General features: G+C 62.6%; 17 protein-coding genes. 5 read left to right on the top strand and 12 right to left on the bottom strand.

What is annotated here, in order from left to right; genetic code table 11:
* Positions 1-29: 29 nt before the first annotated feature.
* From X771_RS148865 to moaA, 9 genes are all read right to left on the bottom strand, one after another.
* Positions 30-860: an ABC transporter permease gene (locus X771_RS148865; RefSeq protein ID WP_023688511.1), complete on the bottom strand. Its 831-nt coding sequence runs from the start codon at positions 858-860 to the stop codon at positions 30-32.
* On the bottom strand, positions 857-1,675 hold the full coding sequence (locus X771_RS148870; RefSeq protein WP_023688510.1) for an ABC transporter permease: 819 nt from the start codon (positions 1,673-1,675) through the stop codon (positions 857-859). Before X771_RS148870 ends, X771_RS148865 begins: the two co-directional genes overlap by 4 nt.
* A 75-nt stretch (positions 1,676-1,750) precedes the next feature.
* Positions 1,751-2,536 carry an ABC transporter substrate-binding protein gene (locus tag X771_RS148875; protein ID WP_023688509.1) on the bottom strand — a complete coding sequence of 262 codons (786 nt, stop codon included), beginning with the start codon at positions 2,534-2,536 and terminating at the stop codon, positions 1,751-1,753.
* 319 nt (positions 2,537-2,855) lie between these two features.
* Positions 2,856-3,359, bottom strand: coding sequence for a molybdopterin-guanine dinucleotide biosynthesis protein B (gene mobB / locus X771_RS148880; protein ID WP_023688508.1), 504 nt, complete (start codon positions 3,357-3,359; stop codon positions 2,856-2,858).
* The gene (mobA, locus tag X771_RS148885; protein WP_023688507.1) at positions 3,356-3,988 is read right to left on the bottom strand and encodes a molybdenum cofactor guanylyltransferase MobA; all 633 of its coding nucleotides are present in this window, start codon (positions 3,986-3,988) and stop codon (positions 3,356-3,358) included. Before mobA ends, mobB begins: the two co-directional genes overlap by 4 nt.
* A gap of 7 nt (positions 3,989-3,995) precedes the next feature.
* The gene (locus X771_RS148890; protein ID WP_023688506.1) at positions 3,996-4,916 is read right to left on the bottom strand and encodes a DMT family transporter; all 921 of its coding nucleotides are present in this window, start codon (positions 4,914-4,916) and stop codon (positions 3,996-3,998) included.
* Positions 4,917-5,143: 227 nt separating this feature from the next.
* Positions 5,144-5,500, bottom strand: coding sequence for a hypothetical protein (locus X771_RS148895; RefSeq protein WP_023669002.1), 357 nt, complete (start codon positions 5,498-5,500; stop codon positions 5,144-5,146).
* Between the two features lie 96 nt (positions 5,501-5,596).
* On the bottom strand, positions 5,597-6,097 hold the full coding sequence (locus X771_RS148900; RefSeq protein ID WP_023688505.1) for a hypothetical protein: 501 nt from the start codon (positions 6,095-6,097) through the stop codon (positions 5,597-5,599).
* A gap of 52 nt (positions 6,098-6,149) precedes the next feature.
* Positions 6,150-7,145 (bottom strand): GTP 3',8-cyclase MoaA, encoded by a 996-nt coding sequence (gene moaA / locus X771_RS148905; protein ID WP_031202738.1) that lies wholly within the window; start codon positions 7,143-7,145, stop codon positions 6,150-6,152.
* Positions 7,146-7,345: 200 nt separating this feature from the next.
* Here moaA and X771_RS148910 point away from each other — a divergent pair, with 200 nt between their 5' ends.
* Positions 7,346-7,699 (top strand): DUF971 domain-containing protein, encoded by a 354-nt coding sequence (locus X771_RS148910; protein WP_023668999.1) that lies wholly within the window; start codon positions 7,346-7,348, stop codon positions 7,697-7,699.
* 65 nt (positions 7,700-7,764) lie between these two features.
* A complete protein-coding gene (locus tag X771_RS148915) occupies positions 7,765-8,376 on the top strand; it encodes a pyridoxamine 5'-phosphate oxidase family protein (RefSeq protein WP_023688503.1) in 612 nt (203 codons plus the stop codon).
* Positions 8,377-8,402: 26 nt separating this feature from the next.
* Here the strand turns inward: X771_RS148915 and X771_RS148920 are convergent, their stop codons facing one another.
* Positions 8,403-8,855 carry a MarR family transcriptional regulator gene (locus tag X771_RS148920; protein ID WP_023688502.1) on the bottom strand — a complete coding sequence of 151 codons (453 nt, stop codon included), beginning with the start codon at positions 8,853-8,855 and terminating at the stop codon, positions 8,403-8,405.
* Between the two features lie 48 nt (positions 8,856-8,903).
* On the opposite strand from X771_RS148920, the gene X771_RS148925 reads away from it, so the two are divergent.
* Positions 8,904-9,812 (top strand): alpha/beta fold hydrolase, encoded by a 909-nt coding sequence (locus X771_RS148925; protein WP_023688501.1) that lies wholly within the window; start codon positions 8,904-8,906, stop codon positions 9,810-9,812.
* A gap of 45 nt (positions 9,813-9,857) precedes the next feature.
* Here X771_RS148925 and X771_RS148930 read toward each other — a convergent pair whose 3' ends face one another.
* On the bottom strand, positions 9,858-10,256 hold the full coding sequence (locus X771_RS148930) for a rhodanese-like domain-containing protein (RefSeq protein WP_023688500.1): 399 nt from the start codon (positions 10,254-10,256) through the stop codon (positions 9,858-9,860).
* Between the two features lie 62 nt (positions 10,257-10,318).
* On the bottom strand, positions 10,319-10,927 hold the full coding sequence (locus tag X771_RS148935) for a TetR/AcrR family transcriptional regulator (protein WP_023668995.1): 609 nt from the start codon (positions 10,925-10,927) through the stop codon (positions 10,319-10,321).
* Between the two features lie 99 nt (positions 10,928-11,026).
* On the opposite strand from X771_RS148935, the gene X771_RS148940 reads away from it, so the two are divergent.
* Positions 11,027-11,773 (top strand): 3-oxoacyl-ACP reductase family protein, encoded by a 747-nt coding sequence (locus tag X771_RS148940; RefSeq protein ID WP_023688499.1) that lies wholly within the window; start codon positions 11,027-11,029, stop codon positions 11,771-11,773.
* A 212-nt stretch (positions 11,774-11,985) separates the two neighbouring features.
* A complete protein-coding gene (locus X771_RS148945; RefSeq protein WP_023688498.1) occupies positions 11,986-13,866 on the top strand; it encodes a murein L,D-transpeptidase in 1,881 nt (626 codons plus the stop codon).
* The last annotated feature ends 96 nt before the right edge of the window (positions 13,867-13,962 follow it).

Here is a 13,962-nt window from a genome sequence, read left to right as displayed (position 1 = left end):
TGAGCCGATCGACTGGTACAGCCGAACGCTCAGCGGATCAGATGAATGGTGATCCGTCGCTCGATCCATTCGACGCCGTGGCGCAGGATCTCGACCATCACCAGATAGACGATGGCGACCCAGACATAGGCCTGGAAGTCGAAGGACTTGGCGTAGGCCAGCTTCGCGTTGCCCATCAAATCATAGACTGTGATGATGGCAACGATGGCGGAGGCCTTGATCATCAGGACGAGTTCATTGCCGTAGGGCCGGAGCGCGACGATAAACGCCTGCGGCAGGATGACCTTGCGCAGCGTCTGCAATTTGTGCAGGCCGAGCGAAGCAGCGCCCTCCCATTGGCCCCTCGGAACACTTTCTATGGCGCCGCGCAGGATCTCGGCCTGGTAGGCGGCGGTGTTGAGCGCGAAGGCGAACACACCGCAATTGAAGGCGTCGCGGAAGAACCACCACAGTCCGACGGATTCGAGCTGCACCCGGAACGAGCCCAGGCCGTAATAGACGAGATAGACCTGGACCAGCAGCGGCGTGCCGCGGAAGAAGTAGACGTAGCAATAGGCCAGGACGGACAGATAGCGGTTCTTCGACATGCGGGCATAGGTGACGGGCAGCGAAAAAAGCGCGCCGAGCACCATCGAGATGGCCACCAGCGCAAGCGTGGTTCCCAAGCCCTGCAGATAGGCCGGCGCGTATCTGGCGAAGAATTCGCCATTCCAAGCGTAAACCAGATAGACGGCGATGCCGATGCCGAACAGGATCCAGAAGCCGACCAGCGCGTAGCCGACGATACGGGCCCGCGGCCAGCCTCGCGCCCGTGGTGGTGGCTTCTCGATGTCGACGGCGGCGCGCGTCACGACGCTCATCGTGCCTCCCTCCGCCCGAGCGAACGCAGGATGAAGCCGGTGGCGATCGACGACAGGATGGCGAGGATAAGGAACACCATCGCCGCGACGCTGTAGAACAGGAAGGAATGTTTGGTGACACGGGCCGCCACGCCGGCGTTGCGCAGGNTCGACGACAGGATGGCGAGGATAAGGAACACCATCGCCGCGACGCTGTAGAACAGGAAGGAATGTTTGGTGACACGGGCCGCCACGCCGGCGTTGCGCAGGGTTTCAGCCAGGTTGACGACCGACACCAGGGCCGTGTCCTTGAGCAGGCTCAGCCAGCAATTCTCAAGGCCGGGGAAGGCGATGCGCAGCAGCTGCGGCAGGATCACCTTGCGCATCGTCTGCCATTTCGACAGACCGATCGCATAGCCGCCCTCATACTGGCCCTTCGGAATGGCGCGAAAGGCCGACAGGAAGACTTCGCTGGAATAGGACGAAAAGATCAGCGACAGCACGATCATGCCGGCGAGGAAGCTGTCGACATCGACCGTCGCTTCCGGCCTGAACAGACGGATGACATACTGCAAGAGGATCGGCATGCCGAAGAAGAACAGGAAAAGCGTCACCAGTTCCGGCAGGCCGCGAAACACCGTGGTGTAGATGTTGGCGGCCACGCGAAGCGACGGCTCTTCGGATTGTTTTGCCCAGGCGACGAAAAAGCCGATCGTCAGGCCGATCGGCAGTGTCGCCAGCGCGAGCGCAATGGTGACCAGTGCGCCATAGGCAATATCGTCAATCCAGCCATCGGGTCCCCAAGTGAGAAGTATCCATATGTTCTGGCTTGGCATTGACGGGTCTTGTCTCCACTTCTGTCAGGCCAAGGCGGCAGGAGGAAACTTCCCCTGCCGCCTTGTTTCAGACGTTCAGGACTCGGCGCCGAAGACGTCGAACTTGAAGTACTTGTCGTTGATTTCCTTGTACTTTCCGTTAGCGCGGATTGCGTCGATGGCGCTGTTCAACTTGTTGACCAGATCCGTCTCGCCCTTGCGCACGGCGATGCCGGCGCCCGGTCCAAAGATATCGACCGGCTGCGGCGAGGGCTGGCCGAGAATCTTGCAGCAGGCGCCATCAGGCGAATCCAGGAACTGCTGCAACACGACGATATCGTCCTCGATCGCGTCGAGACGCCCGTTGGCGAGATCGGCCTGCTCTTCGGGGCTGCTCGGATAGCCCTTGACCGTGCTGTCCGTATAGGTTTTCGAGGCGTAATTGAAATGCGTCGTCGTGGTTGCGACGCCGATGGTCTTGCCGGCCAGGTCTTCCTTGGTCACGCCCTTGAGGGTCGAATCCTTGGGTACCGCGATCGCCGACGGCGTGTTGTAGTATTTGTGGGTGAAGTCGACCTTCTCGGCGCGCTCCGGCGTGATCGACATCGAGGCGACGATGGCGTCGAACTTGCCGGCCTGCAGAGCCGGAATGATGCCGTCCCAATCCTGGGCGACGAAGGTGCACTTGACCTTCATCTCGTCGCAGAGCGCCTTGGCGATGTCGATGTCGAAGCCCACGAGCTGGCCGTCCGAGGTCAGGTTGTTGAATGGGGGGTAGGCGCCTTCGGTGCCGATTCTCAGGGTCGTTTCCTGAGCCTGGGCGACGCCGAGCGTCAGCAGCGCAGCCGATGCGGCGAGCGCGATACGCAGTGCAATACGCATGATAGTCCTCTCTTTATGGCTCCCGGCCGTCGTTCCGGAACGGCTCTGTGGGGCGGTGCTTTTGACCGCCCGCTGGCGCGATACTCCCACTGTTTTCGGGAGAAAAGCAACTGTAAAACCGTTGCTTGCGGGATTTGCGGGTCCAGCCAATGCCGACGCCGGGTTAATGCATGTCGCCCAAAAGTGCGCAGCGGTTTTGGGACGACGACATGCATAAATAAAACAACCTGAAGCGCGTCGCATGAGGCCGTTCAGGCGCGACGCGCTTAGACAATGCAACGGCTGAAGAGGGCGGCTGACCCGGGCGAGGGCAGGGGCCTCAAGGTTTGAGGCCGGTCATGCGCTCGATGAAGTCGGCTATCCCTCCCGTGTCGTCGAGATCGAACACAGGCAGGCTTTCGCCGGCAACCGCGAAGTCGGCGGCAATCGCCACGATATGGCCGTCGTTCGCCGACAGCGGCGAGCGGTCCTTGGCCTCCCGCCGCCGGGTCTCGATCTTTTTGTGCGCCTCGCGCTTGTAGCCTTCGACCAGCACGATGTCGCACGGGGCCAACCGCGACAGGACCGTCTCCAGCGTCGGCTCGTCCTCACCGCGCAATTCATGCATCAGCGCCCAGCGTTTGCCCGACACCACCGCGACCTCGGTGGCGCCCGCCTGGCGGTGGCGATAGCTGTCGGCGCCAGGCTTGTCGATGTCGAACTCATGGTGGGCATGTTTGACCGTCGACACTGTCCAGCCGCGCCGGACGAGCTCTGTGACCAGCTTCTCGGTCAGTGTGGTCTTGCCGGAATTCTTCCAGCCGGTGATGCCGAAGATGTTCATGGGCCGATGCTCTGCAACAGACGCTCGGCCACCGCAAGGTCGTGCGGTGTGTTGATGTTGAAGAACGGGTCGATCTCGTCACTGCCGTGGGTCAGCAACGGAAATTCCACTTCGACACAGTCGTGCCGCTCGATGAAGGCGGAGACGCGCCTGTTGTCCTCGTCGATCAGGAAATGGCGCAAGGCCTCACGCAGCCCGAGCGGCCACAGCGCAAAGGTCGGATGCCGCCTGCCGCCGGAACTGGCAACAGCGATGGAGCCTGGTCGCTCGTCAACAGCCGCAGCCAGCCTCTCGACCAGGTCCACCGGCAGGAACGGCGTGTCGCCGGCGGCCGTCGCCAATGCCTTGAAAGCGGTATTCGCTGCCGCCCATTCGAGGCCGGTGAGAATTCCGGCCAGCGGTCCGGCATAGCCTTCCACCGCATCGGCGAGAACCGGAAGACCGGCCGCGGCGAAGCGCGCCGGGTCACTATTGGCGCTGAGCGCCAGCGATCCGACCTGCGGCGCCAGGCGGGCAACGACATGGTCGAGAAGCGGACGCCCGCCAAGCGCCAGCAAAGTCTTGTCGCCGCCGCCCATGCGCCGTGACAGGCCTCCGGCCAGGATAATTCCTGCAATGTCTTGGCTCATGGCCAAGCTATATGCCGTCCGGCGCCATGTCGGGTCCAGCGCTTTCGGCTGCGGGTTTTTGCCGGCCGGCGACCCGCTCGCGATAGAGCGCGTAGAGGCCGGAGCCGATGATGATGGCGGAGCCGAAGATCATCGGCAGGTCGGGGACATCGCCGAAGATGATGAGGCCAAGCAGCATCGACCAAAAGAGGGCGGTGTAGCGGAATGGCGCAATGAAGGAGATGTCGCCAGCCCGCATTGCCATGATGATAAACTGGTAGCCGATCAGCACCAGCACCGCCGCCAATGCCAAAAGTGCCGTGCCTTTGCCGGACATCGGCGTCCAGCCGCCCATCGGCGACAGCAGCACGGCGCCAACGATGGTCATGGCGATTGCCGTTGCCGTCGACACCAGCAAGGTCGGGATAGCCCTCGGGATGCGCTTGGTGGCGAGGTCACGTACTGCGCAACAGGCGACGCTGACGAGTGCGTACAGCGAATAGACGCTGAAGCCTTCGAAGCCTGGCCGCACGATGATCAGCACGCCGCCGAAGCCGACCGCGATCGCCAGCCAGCGCCGCCAGCCGACCGCTTCGTTGAATACGAGTGCCGCCCCCATCGTCACCGCCAGCGGCAGCGCCTGCAGCACCGCGGAGACATTGGCGATCGGCAGATGCGCCAATGCGACAAGGAAGGTGACGGTGGCGCCGGCCTCGGCGACCACGCGAAGCGCCACCAGCGGCTGCAGCATCGACCTCGGTCGCGCGAGCGCGCCTTGCTGCCAGGCGAGCAGGCCGACGAGCAGCGACGCAAAGGCGCCGCGCACCAGCATGACTTGCGCCATGTTCATCGATTCCGACGAGAACTTGGTGATGGCGTCGTTGAGGGTGAAGCCGATCATGGCCACCATCATGCACAGCGCGCCGCGAATGTTTGGGGAAAGAGGCAAGGGCGTTACCGGTTTTGCAAGAGCAATTCCAGGAAAAGTGTGAAACGGTTTTCCGTCCGGAATTGCGTGAAAACAAAGAATAAAGCGGTTCGACGTTTCGGCGAAACGGTGAACCGCTCAAGCCTGTAGCAGCCGGCGGCAAGACAGCAACGTCAAAGAAATAGGCCACGGATTTTCACCCGTGACCCATAGAAATCCCTGAGAGGGCTGGCCGATGACCGGCAGGCTCATTTCGGCGTCAGCACCTCGGTGCCGCTGCCGTTCTTACCGGCGATGGTCCACAGGCCGTGAAGCGAGCCGTCATCTTCTACCTTGTAGACGACGAGACCGATTTCCTTGCCCATGACATAGCCGGCGGAGAAGGCATCGTCGTTGCGCATGCAGATGCCGTCCGACGATGATCCGCCCGTCTCCCAATGGATGGTGCAGGTGGTCTCGCTGGTCAGTGTGATGGTGGCTTCGCCGCCATATTTCGAGCCGTCGAAATTGGTGCCCGCAACGGTGTAGCTGCCACCGATGGACTGTGCTGCTGCCGGCGCGGCGGCAAACCCAAGCATTGCAAGAGAAAGTAAGAATGTGCGCATGTCGTATTCCCCCAAACCGAGCGACGAGCCGCTATAGGCCGAAATTTAGGGCGGAACGCGATGGCGGTAAATCGGGTTTGCAGCGTCGAGAGCGATTTATTCCCAGTGTTGCTCAGCCCCATGCAGGCTGTCGCCGACAGCGCCGACCAGTGGGTCGTACTTGGCCTTGAGCGAGGCGGGATATTCGATCCAGACTGTATGGATTGCATCCTCTTTTTCGAAGACGATTCGGGTATAGAAGATCTTGTCGCCTTTGGTGCCTGAGACCACTGCCCAGTTCTTACCGGTTTTGCTGTAAGTGACCTTTTCCCCAGAGTCAGGGTCGGCTTTTTCCTTTTCAACCAGACTGTCGGGCGTATCTTCCGTCAGCTTGTATCCGCCGTAACAGGACAAGCTCGCACCATCGGGGCTAAGCCATTTTCGACCGTCGCCATTGAGGGACTCAGGCATCGGCTTGCTGAAAATCTGGCTCGGGAACGTGCACACCGTGCCATAGCGCGCATTGATGTAGGTGAACGGCTTTGCGAGCGCCACTGTGGTCGCCAATGATAGGGCCACGACCAGCGCTGACAGCCCGGTTTGGCAAACACGCTGCATGGAAATCCCCCTCGCTTCCAACGGAAGCATTCTGCACCAATCGCGGAGAAAATCAGCCGCCGGTGACGCTCATATGTCTCGACACCGACGGGCGGCTGGTGCGGCGATCGATGATGAAATCATGGCCTTTCGGCTTGCGGCCGATCGCTTCGTCGATGGCAGCAGCGACCAGCTCGTTGCCTTCCGAGGCGCGCAACGGCGCGCGCAGGTCGGCGGCATCCTCCTGACCCAGGCACATATAGAGCGTGCCGGTGCAGGTCAGCCGCACGCGGTTGCAGCTTTCGCAGAAATTATGCGTCATCGGCGTGATGAAGCCCAGCCTGCCGCCGGTCTCTGCGACATGGACGTAGCGGGCCGGACCGCCGGTCTTGTAGGGGATGTCGCTCAGCGTGAACTGGCGCTCGAGCGAAGCGCGCAGCAGCGATAGCGGCAGATACTGGTCGGTCCGGTCGGCGTCGATCTCGCCCATCGGCATGGTTTCGATGACGGTCAAGTCCATGCCGCGGCCATGCGCCCAGCGCATCATCTCCGGCAGCTCGACGTCGTTGAAGTCCTTCAGCGCAACGGCGTTGAGCTTCACCTTCAGCCCCGCCGCCTGCGCGGCATAGATGCCTTGCATGACCTTGCCGAGATGGCCCCAGCGGGTGATGGCGTGGAACTTGTCGGCATCGAGCGTGTCGAGCGAGACATTGATGCGCTCGACACCGCAATCGGCAAGCTCGGCGGCAAAGCGCGACAGCTGCGAGCCATTGGTGGTCAGCGTCAACTCTTCCAGCGCGCCGGTCTTCAGGTGCCGCGACAGCTGGCGCACCAGATGCATGATGTTTTTGCGCACCAGCGGCTCGCCGCCGGTGAGGCGCAGTTTGCGCACGCCCTTTTCGATGAAGACGGTGCAGAGCCGGTCGAGTTCCTCGAGCGACAGCAGGTCCTTCTTGGGCAGGAACGCCATGTCCTCGGCCATGCAATAGGTGCAGCGGAAATCGCAGCGGTCGGTGACCGACACGCGCAAGTAGCTGATCGTGCGACCGAAGGGATCGATCATGTCCATGCGTTCAAGCATTCCCGTGGCTGCGAGTGGCGCCGTTATATACGGCTATGTGATACGATCCAACCCGCCATTCAAGATAGCCGCTCTCGATCTTTGGTGACATTCCCTGGCCGACATCCGGTGTCGGCCGGGTCCAAATGGCCTTTTCCGCTCGCGCGAAGCAGCGTAGGGAAGGGCGGATCGATGCGGGATGCAGAACAATGACGGCGCCGAAGGAACTCAGGGTCTCGAAGGACAGAAAACTGCTGTCCGTCACCTTTCCCGATCATCGGCCGTTCGAACTGCCGGCCGAACTGCTGCGCGTCGCTTCACCCTCGGCCGAGGTGCAGGGCCATTCGCCGGACCAGCGGGTGACTGTTCCCGGCAAGCGTAACGTTGCTATCCTGAAGATCGAGCCGGTCGGCAACTACGCCGTGCGCATCACCTTCGACGATTTTCACGACACCGGCATCTTCACCTGGAATTACCTGCACACGCTTGGCCACGAAAAGGACGCGCGCTGGAATGCCTATCTCGCCGAGCTCCAGGAGAAGGGACTGAGCCGCGACCGCTAGTTCGGCACTGTCGGGAAAACGTCATTGACTGGGGGTAACGCTGGCAACGGTTCGGAGACGGGAAAATGTCTGACATCACCACGGTCGAACAGCTCGAAGCCCTCTACGGCCTGCCCGGCGAAGCGTCGACGGTCAAGGAACTCGACCACGTCATTCCCGAATATGCCGCCTTCATCGAAGCCTCGCCTTTTGTCGCTTTGGCGACGAGCGGGCCGGAAGGGCTGGACTGTTCGCCGCGCGGCGATCTCGCCGGCTTTGTGCGCATGCATGACCCGAAAACGCTGATGATGCCGGACAGGCGCGGCAACAACCGCGCCGATTCGCTTAAGAACATCATCCGCGATCCTCGCGTCGGGCTGCTGTTTCTTGTGCCGGGTTCGGGCACGACGCTGCGCGTCAACGGCCGCGCCCGCATCGCCACCGACGCCGCGCTTTGCGCCTCCTTCGCCGTCGAAGGCAAGCCGGCGCGCTCGGTCACCGTGGTCGATGTCGATTCGGTCTATTTCCAGTGCGCCCGCGCCATCGTTCGCTCGGAGCTGTGGAACCCGGCAAAGCACGTCGACCCGAAATCGCTGCCGACACCCGGAACAATCCTGGAAGTCACCAGCCGCAAGAATATCGATGCCGGTACTTACGACAAGGAATGGCCGGAGCGGGCGAAGAAGACGATGTGGTGAGGTGGGAGGCGCGTGGATCGAACGGCTCAGGTATCCTTCAGCACGTCATAGATCTTGCGCATCTGTTCGCCGATCATGTCGCACTGTTCCGCTGTCGACTGGCTCATCACCTTTTCGATCAGCGCCATATGCACCTTCAGCGCTTTCATCAGGAGCTCCGTGCCGGCCTCGGTAAGCGTCAGCCGCAGCACGCGCTTGTCCTTCTCGTCGCCTTCGCGGCGCAACAGGCCGCGCGCCTCGAGCTGCGGCAACAGCATGGTGATGTTGGAGCGGCCGACCAGCAGTTTGCGGGCGAGATCGTGCTGCGACATGCCGGGATGGCGATAGAGGTTCATCAGCACGTCGAGCTGCGCCGGCTTGAGGTCCAGCGGCGCCAGCTTTACCGCCAGCGCACGCTCCAGCACATGGCAGGCGCGCGCCACCGCGACCCAGTTGCGAAAGCGCGGGTTGTCCCAGGGCAGCTCTTGTTTAATGTTCATGTTTGAACTATTATGTTCATGCTTGAACGGAATGGATGGATCGCCACTATGGCATCATTTGGACTGAAGGTCATCCGGGGCGTGTTCCGCGCCGCCGAGCATGTGGCGCCCCGCCTGAGCGGGCGCGCCGCCTTCGAACTGTTCTGCCGCACGCCGAGCGTGAAGGCGCTCAGTGACGGCGAGCGGCGTGCGGTCGACCGCGCCGCCGGCTTCATGGCCGGGGCGCGCCATCATCGGCTTACGACCAAGGCCGGCTGCGTCATGGTGCACGAATTCCGGCCCGAGCCGGGCAGGGCGTCCGCCGGCACGGTGCTGGTCGTCCATGGCTGGCGTTCGCGCACGGAATATATGCGCGCTCTGATCGAAGGCTTTCGCGATGCGGGCTACCGGGTCGCCTCGCTCGACCTGCCGGGCCATGGCCAGTCGCTGGGCCGTCATCTCAACATGGTCAATGCGGTCGAGGCGGTCAGGGTCGCCGGCGAATGGTTCGGTCCGTTCAAGGCGATAGTCGGCCATTCCTTCGGTGGCGCCGTCGCCGCCAATGCCATTGCCGGTTCGATCAAGGGTATCCAGCCCGTCGCGGCCGAGCGGCTGGTGCTGGTCGCCGCGCCAAGTTCCCTGCCGGCGATCTTCGCCGACTTCAGCCGCATGCTCAATGTCGGTCCGCGTTCGCAGGTTTCCATGGCCGATCAGGTGAAAAGGCTGTCGGGCCGGCCGCTGCATGAATTCACCGGCGACCGCCAGTTGGCTGAGGCGCCGGTGCCGACGCTGGTCATCCACGCGCCGGACGACCGCGAAGTCCCCGCCGATCATGCCACACGTTATGCCGGCGCCGGCAGCCATGTGCGGCTGCACTGGGCCGATGGGCTCGGCCACCGTCGCATTCTCGCCGACAAAGGTGTTGTCGAACGCGCTGTGACTTTTGTCAAAAACGAGCGCGAGCCGATACTGCATTGATTCCAATGGGTGTATTGTCGACTCCGACAACGCCGGAGCGGTGAGCTAACCGTTCTTCTTGCCGCCCGGCTCGACGGGCAATCCGGCCGCCTTCCAGGCGGTATAGCCGCCAAGGATGTGCTTGACCGGCGACAGCCCCATATCCTGCGCCGTCTTGGTGGCCAGCGCCGAGCGCCAGCCGCCGGCGCAAAAGAAGACGAAGCTTTTGCCCGAGGCGAAGAACGGCTTGTGGTAGGGGCTTTCGGGATCGATCCAGAATTCCAGCATGCCGCGAGTGACATGTTTGGCGCCGGGGATCTGGCCGTCCCGCTCGATCTCGCGTGGATCGCGCAGGTCGACGAAGATGGTGTCCTCGTCGTCGAGCAGCCCGGCCGCTTCCTCGGGCGAGACCACCTCGATCTCGGCATTGGCCTCGTCGAGCAACTCGCGATACCCTTTTTTCACGGATGATCCCTCCCGGCGCATTTCGCCGCCGACTGGATTTCCAGCACAAGCTCCGCGCTTTGTCACGCTGTTCCGACCAGCCCCTGCCACGCCGCCATCGCTCCGGCCACTGTGGCCATGAGCGCGTCGCACGAGGCGCCGTCGCGGGCCTGAATCGACATGCCGTGCTGGACCGTCGCATAGAAGGTCGCCGCCGCGTTGCTGTCGAAGCCCGCCGGCAATTCGCCTTCCGCCACACCGCGTTCCAGCCGTCTCAGCAAGAGGGTGTGGTTTTCGGCGCGGCGGCGGCGCAAATCATCGCAGATCGCGCCGCTGCTTGAATCCTGGTGCAGTGCGCCCAGTGCGATGAGACAGCCCTGCGGGCGGTCGTCCTGAGAGTACGCTTTTGCCGTCTGACGCAGGAAATTCTCGATCGCCTGGCATGCCGTCGGCGCTTCGTCCAGCGCGCTCCAGATCTCGGTGCCTTCGTTGCGGGTGTAATACTCGGTCGCTTCCAGAAACAGCGCCTCCTTGCTGCCGAAGGCGGCATAGAGGCTGGGCGAGCTGATCCCCATCGCCGCGGTCAGGTCTGCGATCGAGGTGCCCTCATAGCCTTTGGCCCAGAACAGCTCCATCGCCTGCCGCAAGGCGGCGGTTCGATCGAAGGTGCGGGGGCGGCCTCTTTCCGGCATGACGATCTTTCTGTGTTGATCGATACATAATTCACTTGACATCGCCAGGCAAGGTTGCCAGATATTTATGTATCGATCGTTACATAACGGGGAAATGACATGTCAGCGAACGGATTGAACGGCAAGGCAGCACTGGTCACCGGCGGCAGCCGCGGCATAGGTGCTGCGATAGCAAAACGGCTTGCGGCCGATGGCGCCGACGTCGCCATCACCTACGTCAACAGCTCGGCGCCGGCCCAAGCTGTCGTCGCCGAGATTATAGCGGCAGGTGGTCGCGCGATCGCCATCCAAGCCGACAATCGCGACGCTGCCGCCATCGAAGGCTCGGTCACCGAGGCGGTGAATGCCTTCGGCCGGCTCGACATCCTGGTCAACAGCGCCGGCATCTGGCGCGCGGCGCCCATCGAACAGATGTCGCTGGCCGACTTTGACGAGACCATTGAGGTCAATCTGAGAGCGCCGTTCGTAGCCTCGAAGGCGGCAGCGGCTCACATGGGCGAGGGCGGCCGCATCATTTCGATCGGCAGCAATCTGGCCGAGCGCGTCACCGACACCAGCCTCAGCGCCTATTCGACCAGCAAGGCTGCGCTGGTCGGCCTGACCAAGGCGCTGGCGCGAGACCTCGGTCCGCGCGGCATCACCGCCAACGTCGTTCATCCCGGTTCGACCGACACCGACATGAACCCGGCCGAAGGCCCGCATGCCGAACACCAGCGGCGGAAGATGGCGACGCCCCGCTTCGGCAAGGCTGACGAGATCGCCGGCATGGTTGCCTGGCTCGCCGGTCCGGAAGGGCGCTTCGTCACCGGCGCCGCGCTCACCATCGACGGTGGCGCCAACGCCTGAAGCAGCGGCCGCTTTGACCGGTCTGGAGCGGCAACGCCGCTCCAGACGTCACGATGTTGTGAAACCGTTCTGCAACAGGCCTGCGGAAATTTATGGAAGCTTAACGAAATCGGTATGAATCGGTATAGTAGCGCCTTACATCCGCCATGCGGTTGGCAAGATCGTCTAGCGGCGCGGAACGGGAGCCGGCTTGCAGCCGGAGCGGGTGATTAATGAAATTCCTCGGAAATAAAGCCACCGTGATGCCGCTTGCAGTGGCGGCAGCACTGGCCTTCGGTGTGCCGCAGGCAAGCGCGCAAGGCCTGTTCGACATGCTGTTCGGCGGTGGCGTCAAGCACAGGCCGCAAGGCGAATTCCCGCCGCCCCCGAAGCGCAAGCCGAAGCCCGCCGTATCGGGCGGTGGCGGCACCAGGATCAGCAGCCCGTCCTACTACACCTACAAGGCCGACCGGCTGGTGCGCGTCGACTTTACCGCATTGGTGGCAGCACCTCCCCAGGTGGCAACAGCTGAAGACGCCGCCTTTGTTCCGTCGGCGACCAGCACCGCCTTCCGCGAAGCCGTTGCAGGCCTCAGCGACTATGAACTCTATGCCGAGCCCGATATCGCCAAGGCACTGATTGCCTATTACTCTGCCAATCCTGATTTCATCTGGGTGAACGAGGGCAATCCCAATGCCCGCGCCCAGGATGCGGTGCGGGTGCTTGGCGAAGCCGCAAGCTATGGTCTCACGTCGGCCGACTACACGGTCGAGGTGCCGGCAGCCAACGCATCGGCAGTCGATGCCGACGCCCATCTGAAGGAACTCGTCCGCTTCGAGATGGCGCTGTCGGCGCGCGTACTGCGCTATGCCCGTGACGCCCAGAGCGGGCGCGTCGATCCCAATCGCATCACCGGCTACTATGAATTTCCGCCGAAGCCGGTCGACATGGAAGGCGCGCTCAAGACGCTGGCCCACACCCAGGAAGTGCGCACCTACCTCGAATCGCGGCACCCGCAGAACGCGGAATATCAGGCGCTGCGCGTCGAACTTGAATCGCTGCAGGCGAGCGCCGAAAACGAAATCGTCGTCGATCCCAAGCTGTTGCTGAAGCCCGGCGAGACCAGCGCCGAACTGCCGAAGCTGCTGACGCTGATCGCGCGCAATCTCGACGACGAGATGGGCGGCGCCTATGGCGAGATCCTGTCTCGTCTCGGCACCAGCGATGTCTATGTTCCCGAACTGGTTCCGATCATCAAGGCCGTGCAGGTGAAGGCCGGCATGAAGGGCGATGGGGTCATCGGCCCGCGCACCGTCGCCTCGCTCGCCGGCACGTCCAAGGCCGACAGGCTGCAGAAGGTGCAGGTCGCGCTGGAAGAATTGCGCTGGATGCCGTCCGATCTCGGCAGCCCGCGGGTGTTCATCAACCAGCCCGCCTTCACCGCCAGCTATATCGACAATGGCGAGGAGAAGCTGAAGACCCGCGTCGTCATCGGCCGGACCACCAACCAGACCGCCTTCTTCTTCAAGGAGATCAAGCAGGTCGATTTCCATCCCTATTGGGGCGTGCCGCAGTCGATCATCGTCAACGAGATGCTGCCAAGGCTGCGTGGCGATCCGGGCTATCTCGACCGTGCCGGCTACGAGGTGACCGACTCGCGCGGCAGGCGGGTTCCCTCTTCCTCGGTCAATTGGGGCGCCTACGGCGCCAACATTCCCTACAGCGTGCGCCAGCAGCCGAGCGAAGCCAATGCGCTGGGCGAACTGAAGATCCTGTTCCCCAACAAGCACGCCATCTACATGCACGACACGCCGCAAAAATCCTTCTTCCAGCGCGATATGCGGGCGCTCAGCCATGGCTGTATTCGCCTTCAGGATCCACGTGGGATGGCGGCGGCGGTGCTCGGCGTCTCGGTCGACGACATCGCCGAAAAGCTCAAGCACGGCCATGCCAGCGAAGACGTGACACGCACGATTCCCGTCTATGTCTCCTACTTCACTGCCTGGCCGGACCTGTCCGGCAAAGTCGAATATTTCAACGATGTCTACGACCGCGACACGCGGCTGATGCAGGCGCTGGAAGCGACTGAAGCGGTGCGCTCGCCGACGAGCTGAAACCAGCGGAGTTCCTCGTTCAACGAACGAGGAACTCACTTTGTCTCTCTGGTTTTATTAGATTTTTGGCCGATGGACGGTCGCCCGTTTCCTGCG

The sequence above is a fragment of the Mesorhizobium sp. LSJC269B00 genome (assembly GCF_000502815.1).
GTDB lineage: Bacteria > Pseudomonadota > Alphaproteobacteria > Rhizobiales > Rhizobiaceae > Mesorhizobium.
The sequence above is the reverse complement of the archived record's forward strand: the minus strand, read 5'-3'. Positions and strand labels throughout refer to the sequence as shown.

Excerpts from the sequence above, each read along its gene's own strand:
- X771_RS148915 (WP_023688503.1), top strand. The coding sequence starts at position 7,765 with ATGTCTGACATCACCACGGTCGAACAGCTCGAAGCCCTCTACGGCCTG.
- X771_RS148920 (WP_023688502.1), bottom strand. The coding sequence starts at position 8,855 with ATGAACATTAAACAAGAGCTGCCCTGGGACAACCCGCGCTTTCGCAAC.
- X771_RS148935 (WP_023668995.1), bottom strand. The coding sequence starts at position 10,927 with ATGCCGGAAAGAGGCCGCCCCCGCACCTTCGATCGAACCGCCGCCTTG.
- X771_RS148925 (WP_023688501.1), top strand. The coding sequence starts at position 8,904 with ATGGCATCATTTGGACTGAAGGTCATCCGGGGCGTGTTCCGCGCCGCC.
- moaA (WP_031202738.1), bottom strand. The coding sequence starts at position 7,145 with ATGGACATGATCGATCCCTTCGGTCGCACGATCAGCTACTTGCGCGTG.
- X771_RS148895 (WP_023669002.1), bottom strand. The coding sequence starts at position 5,500 with ATGCGCACATTCTTACTTTCTCTTGCAATGCTTGGGTTTGCCGCCGCG.
- X771_RS148910 (WP_023668999.1), top strand. The coding sequence starts at position 7,346 with ATGACGGCGCCGAAGGAACTCAGGGTCTCGAAGGACAGAAAACTGCTG.
- mobB (WP_023688508.1), bottom strand. The coding sequence starts at position 3,359 with ATGAACATCTTCGGCATCACCGGCTGGAAGAATTCCGGCAAGACCACA.
- mobA (WP_023688507.1), bottom strand. The coding sequence starts at position 3,988 with ATGAGCCAAGACATTGCAGGAATTATCCTGGCCGGAGGCCTGTCACGG.
- X771_RS148945 (WP_023688498.1), top strand. The coding sequence starts at position 11,986 with ATGAAATTCCTCGGAAATAAAGCCACCGTGATGCCGCTTGCAGTGGCG.
- X771_RS148865 (WP_023688511.1), bottom strand. The coding sequence starts at position 860 with ATGAGCGTCGTGACGCGCGCCGCCGTCGACATCGAGAAGCCACCACCA.
- X771_RS148875 (WP_023688509.1), bottom strand. The coding sequence starts at position 2,536 with ATGCGTATTGCACTGCGTATCGCGCTCGCCGCATCGGCTGCGCTGCTG.
- X771_RS148940 (WP_023688499.1), top strand. The coding sequence starts at position 11,027 with ATGTCAGCGAACGGATTGAACGGCAAGGCAGCACTGGTCACCGGCGGC.
- X771_RS148900 (WP_023688505.1), bottom strand. The coding sequence starts at position 6,097 with ATGCAGCGTGTTTGCCAAACCGGGCTGTCAGCGCTGGTCGTGGCCCTA.